The following is a 17,040-nucleotide window of genomic DNA, read 5'->3' on the forward strand; positions in this document are numbered from 1 at the left end:
CCGCGTGATGACACGCCCCGATTCTGGAGACAGCGCTGTTATATAACGCTCTCGCGCTTCTAGCGCCCTTTGCCACCGATGACGGATCAGGCGATGGGGGTTTTCATGGCCCCACGCTGTTCGATTTTTACCCTCCAGCGATCTTCTTTGACGGCACGCCGTTTGAGATCAACCGCCTCATGCTTATTCGCTTTATTGCGGTAGCGCTCATTGTGGTGTTGTTCTGGATCGGCACCCGCCGCATGCGAATGATTCCCGGTCGCGGCCAAAGCCTCCTCGAGATGGCCGTGGGCTTCGTTCAGTCCAACATCGCCGATGGCGCTCTTGGCAAGGTAGACGGCAAGCGTTTCATGCCCATTCTCGCCAGCATGTTCTTCATGGTGCTGGCCATGAACCTCACCGGTATAGTTCCCGGTCTCAATCTCGCTGGCACCTCAGTTATCGGCGTTCCGCTTGTTTTGGCTCTCGTTGCTTACGTGGCGTTTATCTACGCAGGAATCAAGAAGCAGGGTGGCAACTTCTTCAAAGCTTCGCTCTTTCCGTCCGGTGTTCCGTGGTACCTCTACATCGTCGTTACGCCGATTGAGTTCCTCTCCACGTTCATCCTTCGCCCCGTAACACTGGCGCTTCGACTTCTCATGAACATGGTCGCTGGCCACATGCTTCTCGTGCTGTGCTTCTCGGCAACACAGTTCTTCTTCTTCACCGCCGGTGGGCTCTTCGGACTCTTCGGTATTGGCACCCTCGCCTTTGGCTTTATCTTCACAATCTTCGAACTCCTTGTCGCGGTACTTCAGGCCTATGTCTTCACATTCCTGACCGCCGTATACATCCAGCTCGCGCTGGTCGAAGAGCACTAGACCGATCCCGGCATTCGCCTGGATTAGAAAACCACGGAAGGAAACACAAATGAACGTCGCAGAGCTGACTGGAAACATTGCACCCCTCGCATTCGGTGTTGCAACCATCGGACCCGCTATCGGTGTAGGCATCGTTGTTGGCAAGACCGTTGAGTCGGTTGCGCGCCAACCAGAACTTCAGGGTCGCCTCACCGGCCTTATGTTCCTCGGTATTGCATTCACCGAGGCGCTCGCATTCGTTGCGATCGCAGTTGCATTCATCCCCTTCCCGTAATCGCTAACTGACTAAGAGGAGGCTGGGATGCTAACCGCACTACTGGCTGCTGCAACGGAGGGCGAATCGCCCAACCCGTTGATTCCGGAGACCTACGACATTGTTTGGTCGTTGGTTTGCTTCGCGATCATCTTGTTCTTCTTCTGGAAGAAGTTCCTTCCTGCACTAACGAAGACGCTCGACGCACGCGCCGAAGCGATCGAAGGTGGCATCAAGAAGGCCGAGATCGCTCAGGCCGAAGCTGCTGCAGCTCTCGAGCAGTACAAGACGCAGCTCGCTGAGGGCCGTGCCGAGGCCGCGAAAATTCGCGAACAGGCACGACTCGAAGGCACCGCGATCGTCAACGAGCTCAAAGAGCAGGCGTCGATTGAGGCTGCACGCATCACTGCGAACGCACAGGCCACAATCGAGGCAGAGCGTCAAGCAGCTCTCGTGTCGCTCCGCACCGAGGTTGGCTCAATGGCCATCGACCTCGCATCGGGCGTCATCGGGCAGAGCTTGACCGATGACAAGAAGTCGTCTGCGCTCGTCGATCAGTTCCTGGCTGACCTTGAGGCATCAGAGAAGGCAAAGGCGAAAAAGTAATGGGATCAGCTACGAGAGAAGCGCTTGTTGCCGCGAAAGATGCTTTGGCATCGGTCGCTGCCAAGAACTCTCTGGCCACTGGCGCAGAGCTGTTTGAAGCCGGGCGCGTTGTGGGCGGTTCCGCCCAATTGCGTTCCGCTTTGGCTGATCCTGCCGCCGCTGCGAAAGACAAGGCCGCGATTATCGGTTCGGTTTTCTCGTCGCTGAGCGCCTCTACGCGCACCGTGCTTTCAGCCATCGTGAGCGCTCGCTGGTCGAGTGCAGATGATTTGCTCGCAGGAATCGAAGAGATCGGTATTCGGTCGGTGGCAAATTCATCTCCCGCAAAGCTCTCTATTGATAACGAGCTCTTCGCTTTCGGTGGCACCGTTTCTTCAGATGCCGAACTGGAACTCGCCGTAGGCAGCAAGCTTGGCTCCGCCGCATCGAAGTCTGCGCTGGTTCACGAACTGCTCAAGGGCAAGGCTTCAGAACAGGCTGTTGTCATCATCGACCAGCTCGTTCAGCAGCCACGTGGCCGCCGCATCGGTGAACTAATCGCCACTGCAGCAGACATCGTTGCCGACCAGGCAGGTCAGTCAGTCGCCACAATCACGACTGCTGCGCCGCTCAAAGCAGCGCAGCTCGAACGATTGCGCACGGGCCTCACCAAGAACTACGGACGCGAGCTCAAGCTCAACGTTCGCATCGACCCCTCGATCATCGGTGGGGTACGCGTTCAGATCGGTGACGAAGTCATCGACGGCAGCGTTTCCACCAAGCTCAACGACCTCAGGATCCAACTCGCGGGCTAGCGAGTTAGCAGACCTTTCCACGGAATAGGAAAACACAATGGCAGAACTCAGCATTAGTCCGGACGAGATCCGCGACGCGCTCAAGGACTTCGTCAAGGCTTACGAGCCCGGCAAGGCTGCGACAACCGAGACCGGCACCGTCGTCGACGCTGCAGACGGAATCGCTCACGTCGACGGCCTCCCCGGCGTAATGGCCAACGAACTCATCCGCTTCGCCGACGGCACCCTGGGCCTCGCCCAGAACCTCGACGAAGACGAGATCGGTGTTGTCATCCTCGGCGAATTCGCCGGCATCGTCGAAGGTATGGAGGTTACCCGCACGGGTGAAGTACTTTCCGCACCAGTTGGCGACGCATTCCTCGGTCGTGTAGTCGATCCTCTCGGCGCCCCGATCGATGGCCTCGGTGAGATCAAGGCAGAAGCTCGCCGTGCGCTCGAACTTCAGGCACCTGGCGTCATGGACCGCAAGAGTGTTCACGAGCCCATGCAAACCGGAATCAAGGCAATCGACGCCATGATCCCGATCGGCCGTGGCCAGCGCCAGCTGATCATTGGTGACCGCCAGACGGGTAAAACCGCCATTGCGATCGACACCATCATCAACCAGAAAGAAAACTGGGACTCGGGCGACGAGAACAAGCAGGTTCGCTGCATCTATGTCGCCATCGGGCAAAAGGGTTCGACGATTGCTGCTGTCAAGGGCGCGCTCGAAGAGGCCGGCGCGATGGAGTACACCACCATCGTGGCTGCTCCCGCATCCGACCCTGCAGGATTCAAGTACCTCGCCCCTTACACCGGTTCAGCCATCGGCCAGCACTGGATGTACGGCGGCAAGCACGTACTGATCATCTTCGATGACCTCTCCAAGCAAGCCGAGGCCTACCGCGCCGTATCGCTGCTCTTGCGCCGTCCGCCAGGACGTGAGGCATACCCCGGTGACGTGTTCTACCTGCACTCCCGTCTGCTTGAGCGTTGTGCCAAGCTCTCCGACGAGCTCGGTGCCGGATCGATGACGGGCCTTCCCATCATCGAGACCAAGGCAAACGACGTTGCTGCGTACATCCCGACCAACGTGATCTCGATCACCGACGGTCAGATCTTCCTGCAGTCCGACCTGTTCAACGCCAACCAGCGCCCCGCTGTTGACGTGGGAATTTCGGTCTCGCGTGTTGGTGGAGACGCTCAGGTCAAGTCGATCAAGAAGGTTTCAGGAACACTGAAGCTTGAGCTTGCTCAGTACCGCTCGCTCGAAGCATTCGCAATGTTCGCATCTGACCTTGACCCAACTAGCCGTCGCCAGCTCGCTCGAGGCGCACGCCTCACCGAGCTGCTTCGCCAGCCTCAGTACTCGCCCTTCCCCGTCGAGAACCAGGTCGTTTCGATCTGGGCCGGCACGAACGGCAAGCTCGACGAGGTTCCCGTCGAAGACATTCTTCGTTTCGAAAGCGAATTGCACGACTACCTCGCTCGTAACACGAAGGTTCTCGACACCCTCCGCGAGAAGAACGCCCTCGATGACCAGCTAATTGCTGACATGGATGCGGGAGTCGAAGCATTCAAGCTAGGTTTCCAGACCGGTGAGGGCAAGTCGCTCAACTCGGTAGGATCCGAGCAGTTCGAAGAGATCGCTGAAGAAGACATCGCTCAAGAGCAGATCGTCAAGCAGAAGCGCTGAGCTCGGCGCCGATAATAAGCGAACCAGTGATCATCGACCAACACGACAGAGAAAGTTAGAAAGCTATGGGAGCGCAACTTCGGGTCTACCGGCAGAAGATTAGTTCTGCCAAGACGACCAAGAAGATCACACGCGCGATGGAGCTGATCTCCGCGTCGCGCATTCAAAAGGCGAAACAGCGGGTTGCTGCATCGGGACCGTACTCACGTGCAGTCACGCGTGCCGTTTCGGCGGTGGCGACTTTCTCGAACGTCGATCACGTGCTGACAACCGAGCCAGAGACAGTCGACCGCGCAGCGGTAGTCATCTTCTCGAGCGACCGTGGCCTCGCAGGAGCGTTCAACACGAACGTTCTCCGCGAAGCTGGCGAACTCGCAGCTCGGCTCGAGGGCGAAGGCAAAGAAGTTGTTTACTACCTCGTTGGTCGCAAGGCAGCGGCGTACTTCGCCTTCCGCAAGCGAGATGCTGAGCAGATTTGGACCGGCGGAACAGATTCGCCAGCGTTCGAAATTGCCAAGGAAATCGGCGATGCCGTAGTTGGCAAGTTCTTGCAGCCAGCGAGCGAGGGCGGCGTGGATGAAATTCACATCGTGTATAACCGCTTGGTAAGCATGCTTCTGCAGGTTCCCGAGGTCGTTCGTCTCCTCCCTCTGGAGATCGTTGAGGGTGTTGAAGCGCCCGACGAGAAGGATGTTCTTCCCCTCTACGAATTCGAACCAGAGGTAGACAAGGTGCTCGACGCTTTGCTGCCTGTGTACATCGAAAGTCGCATCTTCAACGCCATGCTTCAGTCGGCTGCTGCAAAGCACGCTGCTACACAGAAGGCAATGAAGTCTGCAAGCGACAACGCAGACAAGCTCATCAACGACTACACGCGCCTCGCAAACAACGCGCGCCAGTCAGAGATCACCCAGCAGATTTCCGAGATCGTGGGCGGCGCGGACGCCCTCAGCTCGGCTAAGTAAGAACCATAGATAGGGAAGCCATGACTGAAAAAGCCCCGGCCAAGAAGGCCCCAGCCAAAAAAGCACCAGCCAAGAAGGCGCCTGCAGCCACGAAGGCTGCGGCGGCCACAGTTGCCGGTATTGGTCGCATTTCGCGAGTAACCGGCCCCGTAGTGGACGTCGAATTCCCGCACGATTCGATCCCCGGAATCTACAACGCCCTCAAGACCAACGTCACCATCGGTGGTAAGACGACTGAGATCACACTTGAGGTTGCACAGCACCTCGGTGACGACGTCGTTCGCGCCATCGCGCTCAAGCCGACTGACGGACTCGTTCGTGGCCAAGAAGTGCGCGACACCGGCGAGCAGATCACTGTTCCCGTTGGTGACGTCACCAAGGGCAAGGTCTTCAGCGTTACCGGTGAGATCCTCAACGCGGATGAAGATGGCAAGGTCAACGGTGAAACTGTCGAGATCACCGAGCGCTGGCCCATCCACCGCAAGCCCCCGGCATTCGACCAGCTCGAAGCAAAGACTGAGCTGTTCGAGACCGGTATCAAGGTCATCGACCTCCTTACCCCCTACGTACAAGGTGGAAAGATTGGTCTGTTCGGTGGTGCCGGCGTCGGTAAGACCGTTCTGATCCAGGAAATGATCCAGCGTGTAGCCCAGGACCACGGTGGAGTTTCCGTCTTCGCCGGTGTTGGTGAGCGTACCCGCGAAGGTAACGACCTCATCGCCGAAATGGACGAAGCAGGCGTCTTCGAGAAGACTGCTCTAGTCTTCGGCCAGATGGATGAGCCACCAGGAACGCGTCTGCGCGTTGCACTCTCGGCTCTCACCATGGCTGAGTACTTCCGTGACGTTCAGAAGCAGGACGTTCTGTTGTTCATTGACAACATCTTCCGCTTCACGCAGGCCGGTTCTGAAGTATCGACCCTTCTGGGCCGCATGCCTTCGGCCGTTGGTTACCAGCCGAACCTCGCCGACGAGATGGGTATCCTTCAGGAGCGCATCACCTCGACGCGTGGTCATTCGATTACGTCGCTTCAGGCAATTTATGTTCCTGCTGACGACTACACCGACCCAGCTCCGGCAACGACCTTTGCCCACCTCGACGCTACGACTGAGCTCAGCCGTGAAATCGCGTCGAAGGGTCTCTACCCGGCCGTTGACCCGCTCACCTCGACGAGTCGTATCCTCGACCCTCGTTACCTAGGTGCCGACCACTACCGTGTTGCTACCAACGTGAAGCAGATTCTGCAGAAGAACAAGGAACTCCAGGAGATCATCGCGATCCTCGGTGTCGACGAGCTCTCTGAAGAAGACAAGATCACCGTTTCGCGCGCACGTCGCATCCAGCAGTTCCTCTCACAGAACACCTACATGGCGAAGAAGTTCACCGGTGTTGAGGGATCGACTGTTCCGCTCAAGGAGACCATCGAGTCGTTTGACGCGATCGTCAAGGGTGAGTTCGACCACGTTGCCGAGCAGGCATTCTTCAACGTCGGTGGAATCAACGATGTCGAAGAGCAGTGGGCCAAAATTCAGAAAGAGAACTCCTAACAATGGCCGTTCTCAAGGTGAGCGTCGTCTCTGCCGACCAGGAACTCTGGTCGGGAGAGGCGAGCCAGCTCGTCGCGCGCACTACCGAAGGTGAAATCGGAATTCTTCCTGGCCACGAACCGCTTCTAGCGATTCTCGCGAAGGGTGAAGTTCGAGTCACCGCCGCTGATGGAACACTCGTCACCGCAAACGCAGATAACGGATTCCTCTCAGTGGAGAACAACACGGTAACAGTCGTGGCGAGTTCCGCAGAGTTGGTCTAGTTTTCGTTTCATGCTAATTGCAATGGCTGGGCTGCCGGGCGCAGGTAAGACCACTCTCGCAGAGGTCATTGGTGCACGGCGCAAGATCACAATCCTGTCGGTCGACCAAATAGAAACTGCGATTCTGGAAGCCGGAATTAGTAGTGGACAACCGACAGGTCTTGCCGCCTATTTGGTAGCAGAGACTCTCGCAGAATCTGTTCTCATGCACGATCGAGATATCATCATCGACGCCGTAAACGCCGTGGATCCTGCGCGCGAGCAGTGGGTTAACCTCGCTGAGCGCACAGGTTCCGGCATCCGGTTCATCGAAGTCGTGTGCTCCGATCGCGAAGAACACAAAACTCGACTCGTCGAGCGCGCAGCTAAACGAGAACGGTCCAGTGTTCTGGCTCGAGATGCTGTGGAACACAATCTGGACGAATACTCGGCCTGGACTGGAGCGAGCGGTGCGACTGCACGCATCACCCTTGATTCTGCCGGCGCGATCGGTGTCAACGTTGAACGGGCCATCGCCTTTCTTGACGCGTGATCGTTCTTCTTCCTCCCTCTGAAACGAAACGAGACGGCGGAGTCCACGGCTCGGCCCTCGATTGGTCACGGCTATCTTTCCCTGCGTTGACCGAGCACCGTCAAACCGTTGCTCAACAGCTCACGCACCTCACGGGCGATTCCGAAACCGCCCGACGAGCGCTTGGACTCAGCCTTAAACAACAGTTCGAGGTTGAACGGAACCGCACGCTGGCCACCGCCCCCGTTATGCCAGCCCTCGAACGCTATACCGGCGTACTTTTTGACGGACTCGATGCGCCGAGCCTGACACCTGCAGAACGTGACTTCGCCCACAAAACGGTGGTTGTGCATTCGGCACTTTTCGGGCCCATTGGGGCCGGAGATCCGATTCCCGCCTACCGACTTTCACACAATTCGCGCTTACCCGGATTGACTCTTAAATCACATTGGCGTGCCTCGGTTACGGAGACTTTGAGCGCCGTCAAGGGGCTGCAACTTGATCTTCGCTCTGAGGCTTATGCGCAGCTGGGCGCTGCGTCGGGTAACAGTGTCTATCTTCGAATTGTCACTGAGGGGCCGGACGGAAAGCGCGTCGCGCTGAGCCACTTCAACAAAAAGTCCAAGGGTATCTTCTCTCGGGCGGTCATCAGCGCCGGTATCCACCATTCCACCGTCGAATCGCTCATGGAGTGGGCGAGGGGTGCGGGTTTTCAACTCGAGCGCGGCGAACCTGGAGAACTCGATCTGGTCGTCGCCGCCGCCACTTAGGCTGCTCGCCAACAGCCTTCGACGTGATCGTCGACCATGCCGGCCGATTGCATCAGGGCGTACATCGTCGTCGGCCCCACGAATCGGAACCCCTGAGCTTTGAGGTCCTTGCTCATGGCGGTGGACTCGGCAGTCACGGCAGGTACATCTGCAAGCGACGATAGCCGTCGCGCCCGTGTTGGGGGAGCGAACTGCCACAGCAGTGCATCCAACGCGCCCGGTGCCTGCTGCGTGAGTTTCAGCGTTGCTCGGGCATTAGTGATTGCTGCTGAGACTTTGAGGCGGTTGCGGATGATGCGGGGATCGTTGAGCAGTCGGGCCACATCTGCGTCGGAATACTTCGCGATCGCCATTGGGTCAAAGTGGTCGAACGCATCGCGTAATCCCTCACGTCGTCGCAAGATCGTAATCCACGAAAGCCCAGCTTGGAAAGCCTCAAGCATGATCTTCTCGAAGAGCTTGTGGTCACCGCGAAGGGGAACCCCCCACTCGTCATCGTGGTACTGGCGATAGAGTTCGTCGTCCCCGACCCAGCCGCAACGACCGCGGCCATCGGGCCCGACGATAATCGATGCCCGTTCGCTCATCGGTGACTGATTCCTTCGTGTTCGAGTAGCCACACCTTCGTAGGAATGCCCGCACCACCGCTGTAACCGGTGATGCGCTGGTTCGACGCGAGCACGCGGTGACAGGGCACAATGATGGGGATCGGGTTAGCGCCAACGGCGCCTCCTACCGCACGGCCCGCAGTGGGGCGGCCCGTCGCGCGGCCGATATCGGCATAGGAAACAGCTGAACCGAACGGGAGTTGGTTTAGCTCGTGCCAGACCGACTGCTGGAATGCCGTGCCAGGAGCAGACAGAGGCAAGTCAAATGAGCGACGTTTGCCAGCGAAGTACTCGGTGAGTTGTCGTGCCGCCTCATCGAGCACGGCACAGGAATGCTCGTCTTCGGCGCCATGAGGCAGAACGCCACTGTTTTCAATGGCTAGCCCTGTGAGGCTTTCCCCATCGCTCGTGAGCTCGATGCGGCCGATAGGAGACGGAAGACGGCGAAGGTAGGTTTCTTCGTGCTGGAGTGCGTTGCCTGGTTGCATGATTCGAGCGTAATCCTGACTCTAGAGGCGCCGCTGGCTATTTTCGGACATCGCGATATTCGGCTTTGGGGGAGCGCTGTGGAGGATGAGTCCTAGAGTTTGTCGTCTCGCGGCTCGATATTGATGCTCTTGTTGAGTTCGCTGATCGTCGCGTTGAGTGCCTCAAGCTGCGTCACCATGTCTTCGTACGTCGCGACATTCTTTTCGATTGAGGCGTAGAACGAATTCAAGGAGTCTTGGCGATCGATCAACGAACTGCGCTCGTTGTTGAACTGCTGGACCGTGGAGAAGTCGCCGTTGTCTGCGCGGGTATTGAAGCTATCGATGTCCCGGTTTAATTGGTCGTAGCCCGCATTGTAAGAGTCATAGTCGGCATCAATGCTGGCGCGTAGCGTATCGAGCTCGGCTACCAGCTTCTCGCTAGCTTCCTGCTGAGCGGTAAAGACAGCATTGGACTTTTCGTGCAGGGCAACAACCGCCGAGCGGTCGGTGAAGTACTCGGCGTAGTGCTCTTCAAGTTCGGGGCTGAGTTCGGCAAACTCCGTACCAATAATGGAATGGAGTTCATTCGACCGCTCTCCGGGCTCGGTCTTAGCGTAGAACTCTAGAGTTGTGGCAAACTCTGGATCGTCTTTCATCCGCTTCGCTTCTGCTTCCAGCAGCGGAGTAAGCCGTGCTCGTTCCGCGCTAGAGGTGCGGTCCCACGCCGCGTGCAGCATCTCGTGCGCGGCGACGACTTGCTCGATACCGGCGAGCCGATCATCCGTAACGTCAAAGAGGTAGATCGACTTATTGCTCGGGAAGTAGCAGCCGAGCACCCCGAAGTTTTCTTCGACGTTCGAGCACGTGCTGTTGAAGGTGGGGTTCGTCTGAATCGTCGGCTGGCTTGCGTAAAACAAGAACTTGCCCTCGTCGGACATTCCGGCCTCACCGACATACTTCTCAACGCTCGATGACGGTTCGAACTGCCACACGGCGAACTGATCAGCGATGCGCTGCTGATTAGTGAGTACCCACACTCCGCTAGCGATGACGGCAACATTGAGCATGACCGCGAGGGCAATCGCAATTGCCCGGGACACGGTCATGGGGGAACGGCGATCGCGCTCGCGCAATATCGGCGAATTATCCTCAGTACTCACGAAACAACTCTAACTGAGCCGCGGGTAAGAGAACGAACCTGCTGTGGTTCTAGAGGCGGCTCCATGCTTCGGTGAGAACCGAACGCAGGATCGATTCTATCTCGTCAAATTCGGCTGGACCGATCGTTAGCGGCGGTGCCAGCTGAATCACAGGATCCCCTCGATCGTCAGCACGGCAGTAGAGCCCGGCATCATAGAGAGCCTTGGAGAGGAAACCACGCAGAAGGCGCTCGGACTCATCATCGTTAAAGGTCTCTTTCGTCGCCTTGTCCTTGACGAGCTCAATGCCAAAGAAGTACCCATCGCCCCGCACATCACCAACGATTGGTAGGTCGAGCAAACGTTCAAGAGCCGCACGGAATTTCGGGGAGTTTTCCCGAACATGCTCGTTGATTTTCTCTTCTTCAAAGATGTCAAGGTTCTCGAGAGCGACAGCGGCCGACACAGGGTGCCCGCCGAAGGTGTACCCGTGATAGAAAGTCGTCGCGCCGTGCTTGAAGGGCTCATAAACGCGGTCTGACACGATCGTCGCGCCGATCGGGGAGTACCCGCTCGTCATGCCCTTCGCGCACGTAATCATGTCAGGAATGTAGTCATAGGCGTCACACGCAAACATGTGGCCAAGGCGCCCGAATGCACAAATGACTTCATCGCTTACCAGCAGCACGTCATACTCATCACAAATCTCGCGCACTCGCGTGAAGTAGCCGGGCGGCGGTGGGAAACATCCGCCCGAGTTCTGCACCGGTTCTAAGAAGACGGCTGCGACGGTTTCGGGGCCCTCAAAGAGAATCATCTCCTCGATACGGTTGGCTGCCCACAGCCCGAACTCTTCTTCCGTGCCATGGAAACCCATTTCCTCGGCACGGTAATAGTTGGTGTTCGGCACGCGAAAGCCACCAGGAACGAGCGGCTCAAACATCTCTTTCATGCCGGGGATTCCCGTGATCGTGAGTGCACCCTGAGGTGTGCCGTGATAGGCCACTGCCCGCGAAATCACCTTGTGTTTAGTGTGGCGTCCCTGAAGTTTCCAGTACTGCTTCGCCAACTTGAACGCCGTCTCTACGGCCTCGCCGCCGCCGGTAGAGAAAAATACCCGGTTGAGGTCGCCAGGCGCATAGCCTGCCAAACGGTCAGCAAGCTCGATGGCTTTCGGATGGGCGTACGACCACAGCGGGAAGAACGCGAGTTCTTCTGCCTGCTTAGCGGCAACCTCGGCCAAGCGCTTGCGGCCGTGACCAGCATTGACCACAAAGAGCCCGCTCAGTCCATCGAAGTACTTTTTGCCTGCAGTGTCATAAATGTGATGGCCTTCGCCGCGCACAATAATGGGCACGCCGTGACCGTCTTCCATCACCGATTGGCGAGAGAAGTGCATCCACAGGTGATCCTTAGCTTTTTGCTGCAGATCGGCTTCGTCGAACTCTGGCATGGCAGACACTTTCTTGAGGAGAATGGGGGCGCCGTTTAGCGCGTGCCCCAGTTATAGAACTGCTTGTGGAGACGCAAGTAGACGAAGGTCTCCGTAGAGCGAACGCCCTGAATTCCGCGGATGTCGCGGTTCAGAAGATCAATAAGGTCATCGTCGTTTTCGCAGACGACTTCGACAAGGAGGTCAAAGCTGCCCGCGGTGAGCACGACGTAGTCAACTGACGGAAGCTTACCGATTTGTTCGGCGACAGAGGTCGTGTCTCCTGATACCTGGATGCCGATCATTGCCTGGCGAAAGAAACCAAGTTGCATGGGATCAGTAACAGCAACGACCTGCATGACACCCGAGTCGGTGAGTTTCTGCACACGTTGCCGAACAGCTGCTTCGCTGAGACCGACCGCCTTGCCGATGTCGGCATAGGAGCGGCGCCCATCGTTCTGCAGTTGCTCGATGATCGCCTTTGAGACATCGTCGAGGTGCACAGGTTTGGCCGCAGAACTGCGAGACGAGGTGCTCATTGCTCGATTTTGTCAGTTGAAACCCTCTTCTGCAAGTGATTCCGTATCAAAATAGTCGTTTCACAGCGGAAATCGTCAGTTCAGCAGTGGATTACTGACGACGCGGTAGGTATCTTGGTGGCATGAGCACTTCTGAGATCCAAAACTTCATCAATGGCGAGTATGTTGCCGCCACCACCGAGAACAGTTTCGATGTGGTCGACCCGGCAACGGAGAAGAGCTACGCCACCTCACCAATATCGTCAGCCGCCGATGTTGATGCAGCCTACGGCGCTGCGGCGCGAGCATTCGAGACGTGGGGCGAGACCACGCCGTCAGAGCGTCAACTAGCCCTGTTCCGCATCGCTGATGCGATGGAAGCTCGAGCCGAAGAATTCGCCGATCTGGAATCACGAGACACCGGCAAACCGCGCAACAGTTTGGTGGCCGATGAAATCCTGCTCTCCGTCGATCAAATCAGATTCTTCGCGGGGGAGGCACGGCACCTTTCGGGTATGGCCTCCGGCGAATACCTGAAAGACCACACATCATCGATTCGTCGCGAACCTATCGGCGTTATCGGTCAAGTTGCCCCGTGGAACTACCCGCTCAATATGGCCGTGTGGAAAGTTGCGCCAGCTATTGCCGCTGGCAACACCACCGTCCTGAAGCCGAGCGACACGACCCCGTCATCAACGCTGCTCTTTGCAGAAGTCGCCTCCGAGTTTCTCCCAGCAGGCGTATTCAACGTACTCACGGGCGATCGCACAACGGGCGGCCTCATGATCGACCACAAGACACCGCAAATGGTTTCCATCACCGGGTCGGTTCGGGCCGGTATGGAGGTCGCTAAGGCGGCATCCGTTGATCTCAAGAGGGTTCATCTAGAACTTGGCGGTAAGGCCCCGGTTGTGGTCTTCAACGATGCAGACATCCCTGCGGCGGTAGCAGGAATCGGTGCCGCCGGATACTTCAATGCTGGTCAAGATTGCACGGCGGCAACGCGCCTGATCGTGCAGGAGGACGTGCATGATGAATTTGTCGCTGAGCTGGTGAAGTGGACACGAGAAAACGCCAAGACAGGAGCGCCAGACGAAGACGTGTACTTCGGAGCCGTGAACAACGCGAATCAGCTTGCGCAGGTCTCCCGCGTAGTTGATGAGTTGCCATCCCATGCTCAGATTGAGCTAGGCGGGCATCGTCAAGGTGAGCGTGGCTACTTCTATGAAGCGACCATCATCTCCGGGCTTCAGCAACATGACTCTGCCGTGCAAAACGAAATCTTTGGGCCGGTCATCACCGTTCAGAAGTTCACTGATGAAGACCAAGCGCTCGAATGGGCGAACGATGTCAACTACGGGCTCGCGTCAAGCGTGTGGACTCGCGATCACGGCCGCGCGATGCGCTTCGCGAAGCATTTGGACTTCGGATGCGTGTGGATCAACACCCACATCCCGATCGTCGCCGAAATGCCTCATGGCGGATTCAAGCACTCTGGGTACGGAAAGGACCTCTCAAGCTATGGCTTTGAGGATTACACCCGCATCAAGCACGTCATGAGTTTTATCGGAAAAGCGTGACGTTCTCCCACGAGAAATCGTCAAGCGAGCCTAAACTTACGGGGTGAAGCAAGACTTCGACGACACGATTACTGCGGGCCAGCGTCCCGTCGTGCAGCCGACTGAGCCCGACCTCGATGACACGATCATTCTTTCGTCCAGAAAACGGCCGGTAGTAGTGCAGCCGTATATTCGGCCAGGCGCTGGTGCTGCGCCCTCCGCTGGCCGGGCCGCAGCCTCGCCAACCGCACAAGTTCCTGCACGCCTGCCGACGCGGGTCAGGGCCCAACCGGTGACTCGTTCACGTCCCACTGCCGCGAATACGCCCGAGACATCCGCACTGTATTACCGAGTGCAAATTGACGGCGCAGCAGGTGCCCACAATCTTGAGCATCCGTGTGTGTTTGGCCGCGACCCTAGGCCCCCACGCGTCGTTCGCGGCGTCGGGCCTAGGCTTATCGCGGTGAACTCGCCAACACGAGAAGTGTCAGAAACCCATGTAGAGATACGTCAGTTGGGTTCATCAGTTATCGTGACAGATCTTCGATCTACCAACGGGTCCGTTGTTCAAGTTCCCGGCAATGCCGCGAAAAAACTTCGGCAGGGTGAGTCGGTAGTCGTAACTGCCGGCACGCTAGTGGATATTGGAGACGGAAACATTATTCGGATTCTGCCGCGGCGGCGTCTGGAGTAAAGCAAGCAGGAAGGTGGCCGTGACCGAAATCGGCGGCAACAATTCACGGCACACGATCGCATTGCCAGGGCGAGAAGACCAGACGTTTACGTTTGCGTGGGCTGCAGGCACTCATACTGGACATCGGCGTGCCGCAAATGAGGACAGTTATGTCGCTCGGGCACCGATGTTCGCGGTTGCTGATGGCATGGGCGGACATTCGGCTGGTGACCTCGCTAGCGCTGCCGTCGTCGAGCGCCTCGATGACGCCATCACGGGAGACTTCTTGCCTGCGCGTTCGGTGGAACGTGCACTTGAGCGCGCCACTGACTACATCGGGTTGATCGCTCAGGACAGCGAACTTGGCGTCGGCACTACCGTCACCGGTGTTGTGCTCACTGAGCATCACGAGTCGGTGGCCTTCGCAGTTTTCAATGTTGGTGACAGTCGGGTTTATTCCTTCGAAGATGACGTGCTCACCCAGATCACCCGAGATCACTCTGTAGTTCAAGATCTTGTGGATGCTGGACTCATCACTCGTGACGAAGCTGACGATCACCCAGACGCCAACATCATCACACGGGCGATCGGCTTCAACGCGGCGCCATCGCCAGATTTTTGGATGCTGCCGATCCACCGGGGACAACGACTGCTCATCTGTTCTGATGGACTCACTCGCGAGGTGCCGGAGGATGAACTTTCGCGTCAACTGGCCGAACGCACTGACCCGGCACAAACCGTGTCAACTTTGATCGCAGCAGCACTCGACAGTGGTGGTCGTGACAACATCACCGCGATCATCCTCGATGTACTAGAAGTACCTACAGTGGACTAGGCGGTAGGTCCTCCATACTGGGGACAGACTCTCTGACCCCAAACAAGGGGCAGAATCCGGATATTGAGCTAATTGCTCACTTAGAATGGTCGAACTCGTCGACATGTTAGGGGTGTGCTGTGGCTCGAAGACTGCCATCAGAGCCCCCTGCGCTGCCGGGGTTTTCCCACGTCCACGTTCTTGGTTCCGGCGGATTCGCTGACGTATTTCTTTATGAGCAGAACATGCCACGACGTCAGGTCGCTGTCAAGGTGATGCTGAGTGAAGTTGTCAACGACCAAGTTCGACAAATGTTTCAGGCCGAAGCGAATCTTATGGCGCAGCTCAGCGCCCACCCGTCGATCCTCACGGTCTATCAGGCGAGCGTCTCTTCCGATGGCCGACCGTACTTGGTGATGGAACTTTGCTCATCGACTTTGAGTCAGCGCTACCGGGCCGAGCGCTTGCCAGTTCCCGAGGTGCTGCGCATCGCTATCAAGATCGGCAGCGCGATTGAAACAGCTCATCGCGCCGGCGTTCTTCACCGTGACATCAAGCCATCGAACATCCTGACGACCGCCTACGGGCATCCGGTGCTCTCTGACTTCGGAATCGCAGCGACCCTCAGCGAATCCGAAAATCTTGAAGCCGTCGGAATGTCGATTCCGTGGTCCGCACCAGAAGTCTTGATGGATGAGACTGCTGGCACTATTGAGTCTGAACTGTGGTCGTACGCTGCGACTGTTTATTCCCTCTTGGCCGGTCGTTCGCCGTTCGAAGTACCGGGCGAGTCGAATAAGTCGACGGACTTGATTTCGAGAATCAACCGAGCCAAGCCTCGCACGACCGGTCGTGGCGACGTTCCCGAGAGCCTTGAGCGTGCGTTGAATCGTGCGATGTCGCGCAAGCCGGAATCTCGCCAAGGCAGTGTGCTTGAGCTTGTGCACGAGCTCCAAGCGGTGGAGTCGGAACTCGGCCTTTCGCAAACTCCGATCGAAGTTGCTATGGATGACTGGGCACTCGCGACCGTTGCAGAGTTGGAAGACCGCACTCGAGTTCGTCCAGGTCAGGCTTTGCCGGTTTCGTCATCTCAACGCCGAAAGCGTCGTCGTCCGGCAGCGATCGATGACAGTTTCGGTTCTTTCGACAGCGAGGCCGTCGATGAAAAAGCGGGAAGACGAAAGACTGGCTCGAACCCGCCACCTCGCGGCTACCGCATGCAGGCCATCGCGTGGGTCGGAGTAATTGTTGCCGCACTTGTTGTGGTGCTGGGGGCAACTGTGACGTTCACCCAGTTGCAGTCACAGTCGAGTGGCATTCCTGTTGTTAGCGATATCAGCGCGACAATATCGAGCGATGTTGTGGAATTTTCTTGGAAAGATCCCGGACTCGAAGCGGGTGATTCGTACCAAATCACCACGACCGACGGTCAACCGCCGGTGCAACAACGGGAGCCGAGTTTCGTCGTCGATGCGGAATCAGGCGAGAACGTCTGCATTTCTGTGACAGTGACGCGCGACGGAAAGTCTGGGTCATCGAGTGCTCAGAAGTGCGCGGTGTTGCCATGACGCCAGTAAAAGTAG

The 17,040-nt window shown here is 57.5% G+C and carries 19 protein-coding genes; 14 read left to right on the plus strand and 5 right to left on the minus strand.

From position 1 onward, the window contains the following. Positions 1-35 precede the first annotated feature (35 nt). The 10 genes from atpB to ACOH1Z_RS12700 all read left to right on the plus strand — a co-directional run bounded on the left by atpB (position 36) and on the right by ACOH1Z_RS12700 (position 8,244). Positions 36-860: a F0F1 ATP synthase subunit A gene (atpB, locus tag ACOH1Z_RS12655; protein ID WP_480392161.1), complete on the plus strand. Its 825-nt coding sequence runs from the start codon at positions 36-38 to the stop codon at positions 858-860. Positions 861-909: 49 nt separating this feature from the next. After that, complete coding sequence (gene atpE / locus ACOH1Z_RS12660; RefSeq protein WP_009771813.1) at positions 910-1,134, plus strand: ATP synthase F0 subunit C; 225 nt, start codon at positions 910-912, stop codon at positions 1,132-1,134. A gap of 27 nt (positions 1,135-1,161) precedes the next feature. Then, positions 1,162-1,719 carry a F0F1 ATP synthase subunit B gene (locus ACOH1Z_RS12665; RefSeq protein WP_449648856.1) on the plus strand — a complete coding sequence of 186 codons (558 nt, stop codon included), beginning with the start codon at positions 1,162-1,164 and terminating at the stop codon, positions 1,717-1,719. Further along, on the plus strand, positions 1,719-2,513 hold the full coding sequence (locus ACOH1Z_RS12670; protein ID WP_449648857.1) for a F0F1 ATP synthase subunit delta: 795 nt from the start codon (positions 1,719-1,721) through the stop codon (positions 2,511-2,513). Before ACOH1Z_RS12665 ends, ACOH1Z_RS12670 begins: the two co-directional genes overlap by 1 nt. A gap of 37 nt (positions 2,514-2,550) precedes the next feature. Continuing rightward, entirely contained in the window at positions 2,551-4,188 is a 1,638-nt protein-coding gene (atpA, locus tag ACOH1Z_RS12675; protein ID WP_449648858.1) for a F0F1 ATP synthase subunit alpha, read from the plus strand. Positions 4,189-4,253: 65 nt separating this feature from the next. Further along, a complete protein-coding gene (locus ACOH1Z_RS12680) occupies positions 4,254-5,153 on the plus strand; it encodes a F0F1 ATP synthase subunit gamma (protein WP_449648859.1) in 900 nt (299 codons plus the stop codon). 20 nt (positions 5,154-5,173) lie between these two features. Next, positions 5,174-6,700, plus strand: coding sequence for a F0F1 ATP synthase subunit beta (gene atpD, locus ACOH1Z_RS12685; RefSeq protein WP_449648860.1), 1,527 nt, complete (start codon positions 5,174-5,176; stop codon positions 6,698-6,700). A 2-nt stretch (positions 6,701-6,702) separates the two neighbouring features. Then, positions 6,703-6,963 carry a F0F1 ATP synthase subunit epsilon gene (locus tag ACOH1Z_RS12690; protein WP_449648861.1) on the plus strand — a complete coding sequence of 87 codons (261 nt, stop codon included), beginning with the start codon at positions 6,703-6,705 and terminating at the stop codon, positions 6,961-6,963. A gap of 10 nt (positions 6,964-6,973) precedes the next feature. Then, entirely contained in the window at positions 6,974-7,495 is a 522-nt protein-coding gene (locus ACOH1Z_RS12695; protein WP_449648862.1) for a P-loop nucleotide/nucleoside kinase family protein, read from the plus strand. Next, on the plus strand, positions 7,492-8,244 hold the full coding sequence (locus ACOH1Z_RS12700; protein ID WP_449648863.1) for a YaaA family protein: 753 nt from the start codon (positions 7,492-7,494) through the stop codon (positions 8,242-8,244). Before ACOH1Z_RS12695 ends, ACOH1Z_RS12700 begins: the two co-directional genes overlap by 4 nt. Here the strand turns inward: ACOH1Z_RS12700 and ACOH1Z_RS12705 are convergent. The 5 genes from ACOH1Z_RS12705 to ACOH1Z_RS12725 all read right to left on the minus strand — a co-directional run bounded on the left by ACOH1Z_RS12705 (position 8,241) and on the right by ACOH1Z_RS12725 (position 12,432). After that, on the minus strand, positions 8,241-8,831 hold the full coding sequence (locus ACOH1Z_RS12705) for a DNA-3-methyladenine glycosylase I (protein ID WP_449648864.1): 591 nt from the start codon (positions 8,829-8,831) through the stop codon (positions 8,241-8,243). The two genes, ACOH1Z_RS12700 and ACOH1Z_RS12705, sit on opposite strands and share 4 nt — an antisense overlap. After that, on the minus strand, positions 8,828-9,340 hold the full coding sequence (locus ACOH1Z_RS12710) for a methylated-DNA--[protein]-cysteine S-methyltransferase (RefSeq protein ID WP_449648865.1): 513 nt from the start codon (positions 9,338-9,340) through the stop codon (positions 8,828-8,830). The genes ACOH1Z_RS12705 and ACOH1Z_RS12710 overlap by 4 nt, the downstream gene beginning before the upstream one ends. Positions 9,341-9,432: 92 nt before the next feature. Beyond that, a complete protein-coding gene (locus ACOH1Z_RS12715; RefSeq protein WP_449648866.1) occupies positions 9,433-10,482 on the minus strand; it encodes a hypothetical protein in 1,050 nt (349 codons plus the stop codon). A 49-nt stretch (positions 10,483-10,531) separates the two neighbouring features. After that, a complete protein-coding gene (locus ACOH1Z_RS12720) occupies positions 10,532-11,914 on the minus strand; it encodes an aspartate aminotransferase family protein (protein ID WP_449648867.1) in 1,383 nt (460 codons plus the stop codon). A 35-nt stretch (positions 11,915-11,949) separates the two neighbouring features. Then, positions 11,950-12,432 carry an Lrp/AsnC family transcriptional regulator gene (locus ACOH1Z_RS12725; protein WP_449648868.1) on the minus strand — a complete coding sequence of 161 codons (483 nt, stop codon included), beginning with the start codon at positions 12,430-12,432 and terminating at the stop codon, positions 11,950-11,952. Between the two features lie 122 nt (positions 12,433-12,554). Here ACOH1Z_RS12725 and ACOH1Z_RS12730 point away from each other — a divergent pair, with 122 nt between their 5' ends. From ACOH1Z_RS12730 to ACOH1Z_RS12745, 4 genes are all read left to right on the plus strand, one after another. Continuing rightward, positions 12,555-13,991 carry a gamma-aminobutyraldehyde dehydrogenase gene (locus ACOH1Z_RS12730; protein WP_449648869.1) on the plus strand — a complete coding sequence of 479 codons (1,437 nt, stop codon included), beginning with the start codon at positions 12,555-12,557 and terminating at the stop codon, positions 13,989-13,991. Between the two features lie 43 nt (positions 13,992-14,034). Next, entirely contained in the window at positions 14,035-14,664 is a 630-nt protein-coding gene (locus tag ACOH1Z_RS12735; RefSeq protein WP_449648870.1) for an FHA domain-containing protein, read from the plus strand. A gap of 19 nt (positions 14,665-14,683) precedes the next feature. Next, positions 14,684-15,478, plus strand: a complete 795-nt coding sequence (locus ACOH1Z_RS12740) for a PP2C family protein-serine/threonine phosphatase (RefSeq protein ID WP_449648871.1) — start codon at positions 14,684-14,686, stop codon at positions 15,476-15,478. A gap of 119 nt (positions 15,479-15,597) precedes the next feature. After that, positions 15,598-17,025 (plus strand): serine/threonine-protein kinase, encoded by a 1,428-nt coding sequence (locus ACOH1Z_RS12745; protein ID WP_449648872.1) that lies wholly within the window; start codon positions 15,598-15,600, stop codon positions 17,023-17,025. The last annotated feature ends 15 nt before the right edge of the window (positions 17,026-17,040 follow it).

This window comes from Rhodoglobus sp. (assembly GCF_053580035.1).

Bases quoted from the DNA above. Each gene is read 5' to 3' on its own strand.
- atpE (WP_009771813.1), top strand. From the start codon at position 910: ATGAACGTCGCAGAGCTGACTGGAAACATTGCACCCCTCGCATTCGGT.
- ACOH1Z_RS12665 (WP_449648856.1), top strand. From the start codon at position 1,162: ATGCTAACCGCACTACTGGCTGCTGCAACGGAGGGCGAATCGCCCAAC.
- ACOH1Z_RS12670 (WP_449648857.1), top strand. From the start codon at position 1,719: ATGGGATCAGCTACGAGAGAAGCGCTTGTTGCCGCGAAAGATGCTTTG.
- atpA (WP_449648858.1), top strand. From the start codon at position 2,551: ATGGCAGAACTCAGCATTAGTCCGGACGAGATCCGCGACGCGCTCAAG.
- ACOH1Z_RS12680 (WP_449648859.1), top strand. From the start codon at position 4,254: ATGGGAGCGCAACTTCGGGTCTACCGGCAGAAGATTAGTTCTGCCAAG.
- atpD (WP_449648860.1), top strand. From the start codon at position 5,174: ATGACTGAAAAAGCCCCGGCCAAGAAGGCCCCAGCCAAAAAAGCACCA.
- ACOH1Z_RS12690 (WP_449648861.1), top strand. From the start codon at position 6,703: ATGGCCGTTCTCAAGGTGAGCGTCGTCTCTGCCGACCAGGAACTCTGG.
- ACOH1Z_RS12695 (WP_449648862.1), top strand. From the start codon at position 6,974: ATGCTAATTGCAATGGCTGGGCTGCCGGGCGCAGGTAAGACCACTCTC.
- ACOH1Z_RS12705 (WP_449648864.1), bottom strand. From the start codon at position 8,831: ATGAGCGAACGGGCATCGATTATCGTCGGGCCCGATGGCCGCGGTCGT.
- ACOH1Z_RS12710 (WP_449648865.1), bottom strand. From the start codon at position 9,340: ATGCAACCAGGCAACGCACTCCAGCACGAAGAAACCTACCTTCGCCGT.
- ACOH1Z_RS12720 (WP_449648867.1), bottom strand. From the start codon at position 11,914: ATGCCAGAGTTCGACGAAGCCGATCTGCAGCAAAAAGCTAAGGATCAC.
- ACOH1Z_RS12725 (WP_449648868.1), bottom strand. From the start codon at position 12,432: ATGAGCACCTCGTCTCGCAGTTCTGCGGCCAAACCTGTGCACCTCGAC.
- ACOH1Z_RS12730 (WP_449648869.1), top strand. From the start codon at position 12,555: ATGAGCACTTCTGAGATCCAAAACTTCATCAATGGCGAGTATGTTGCC.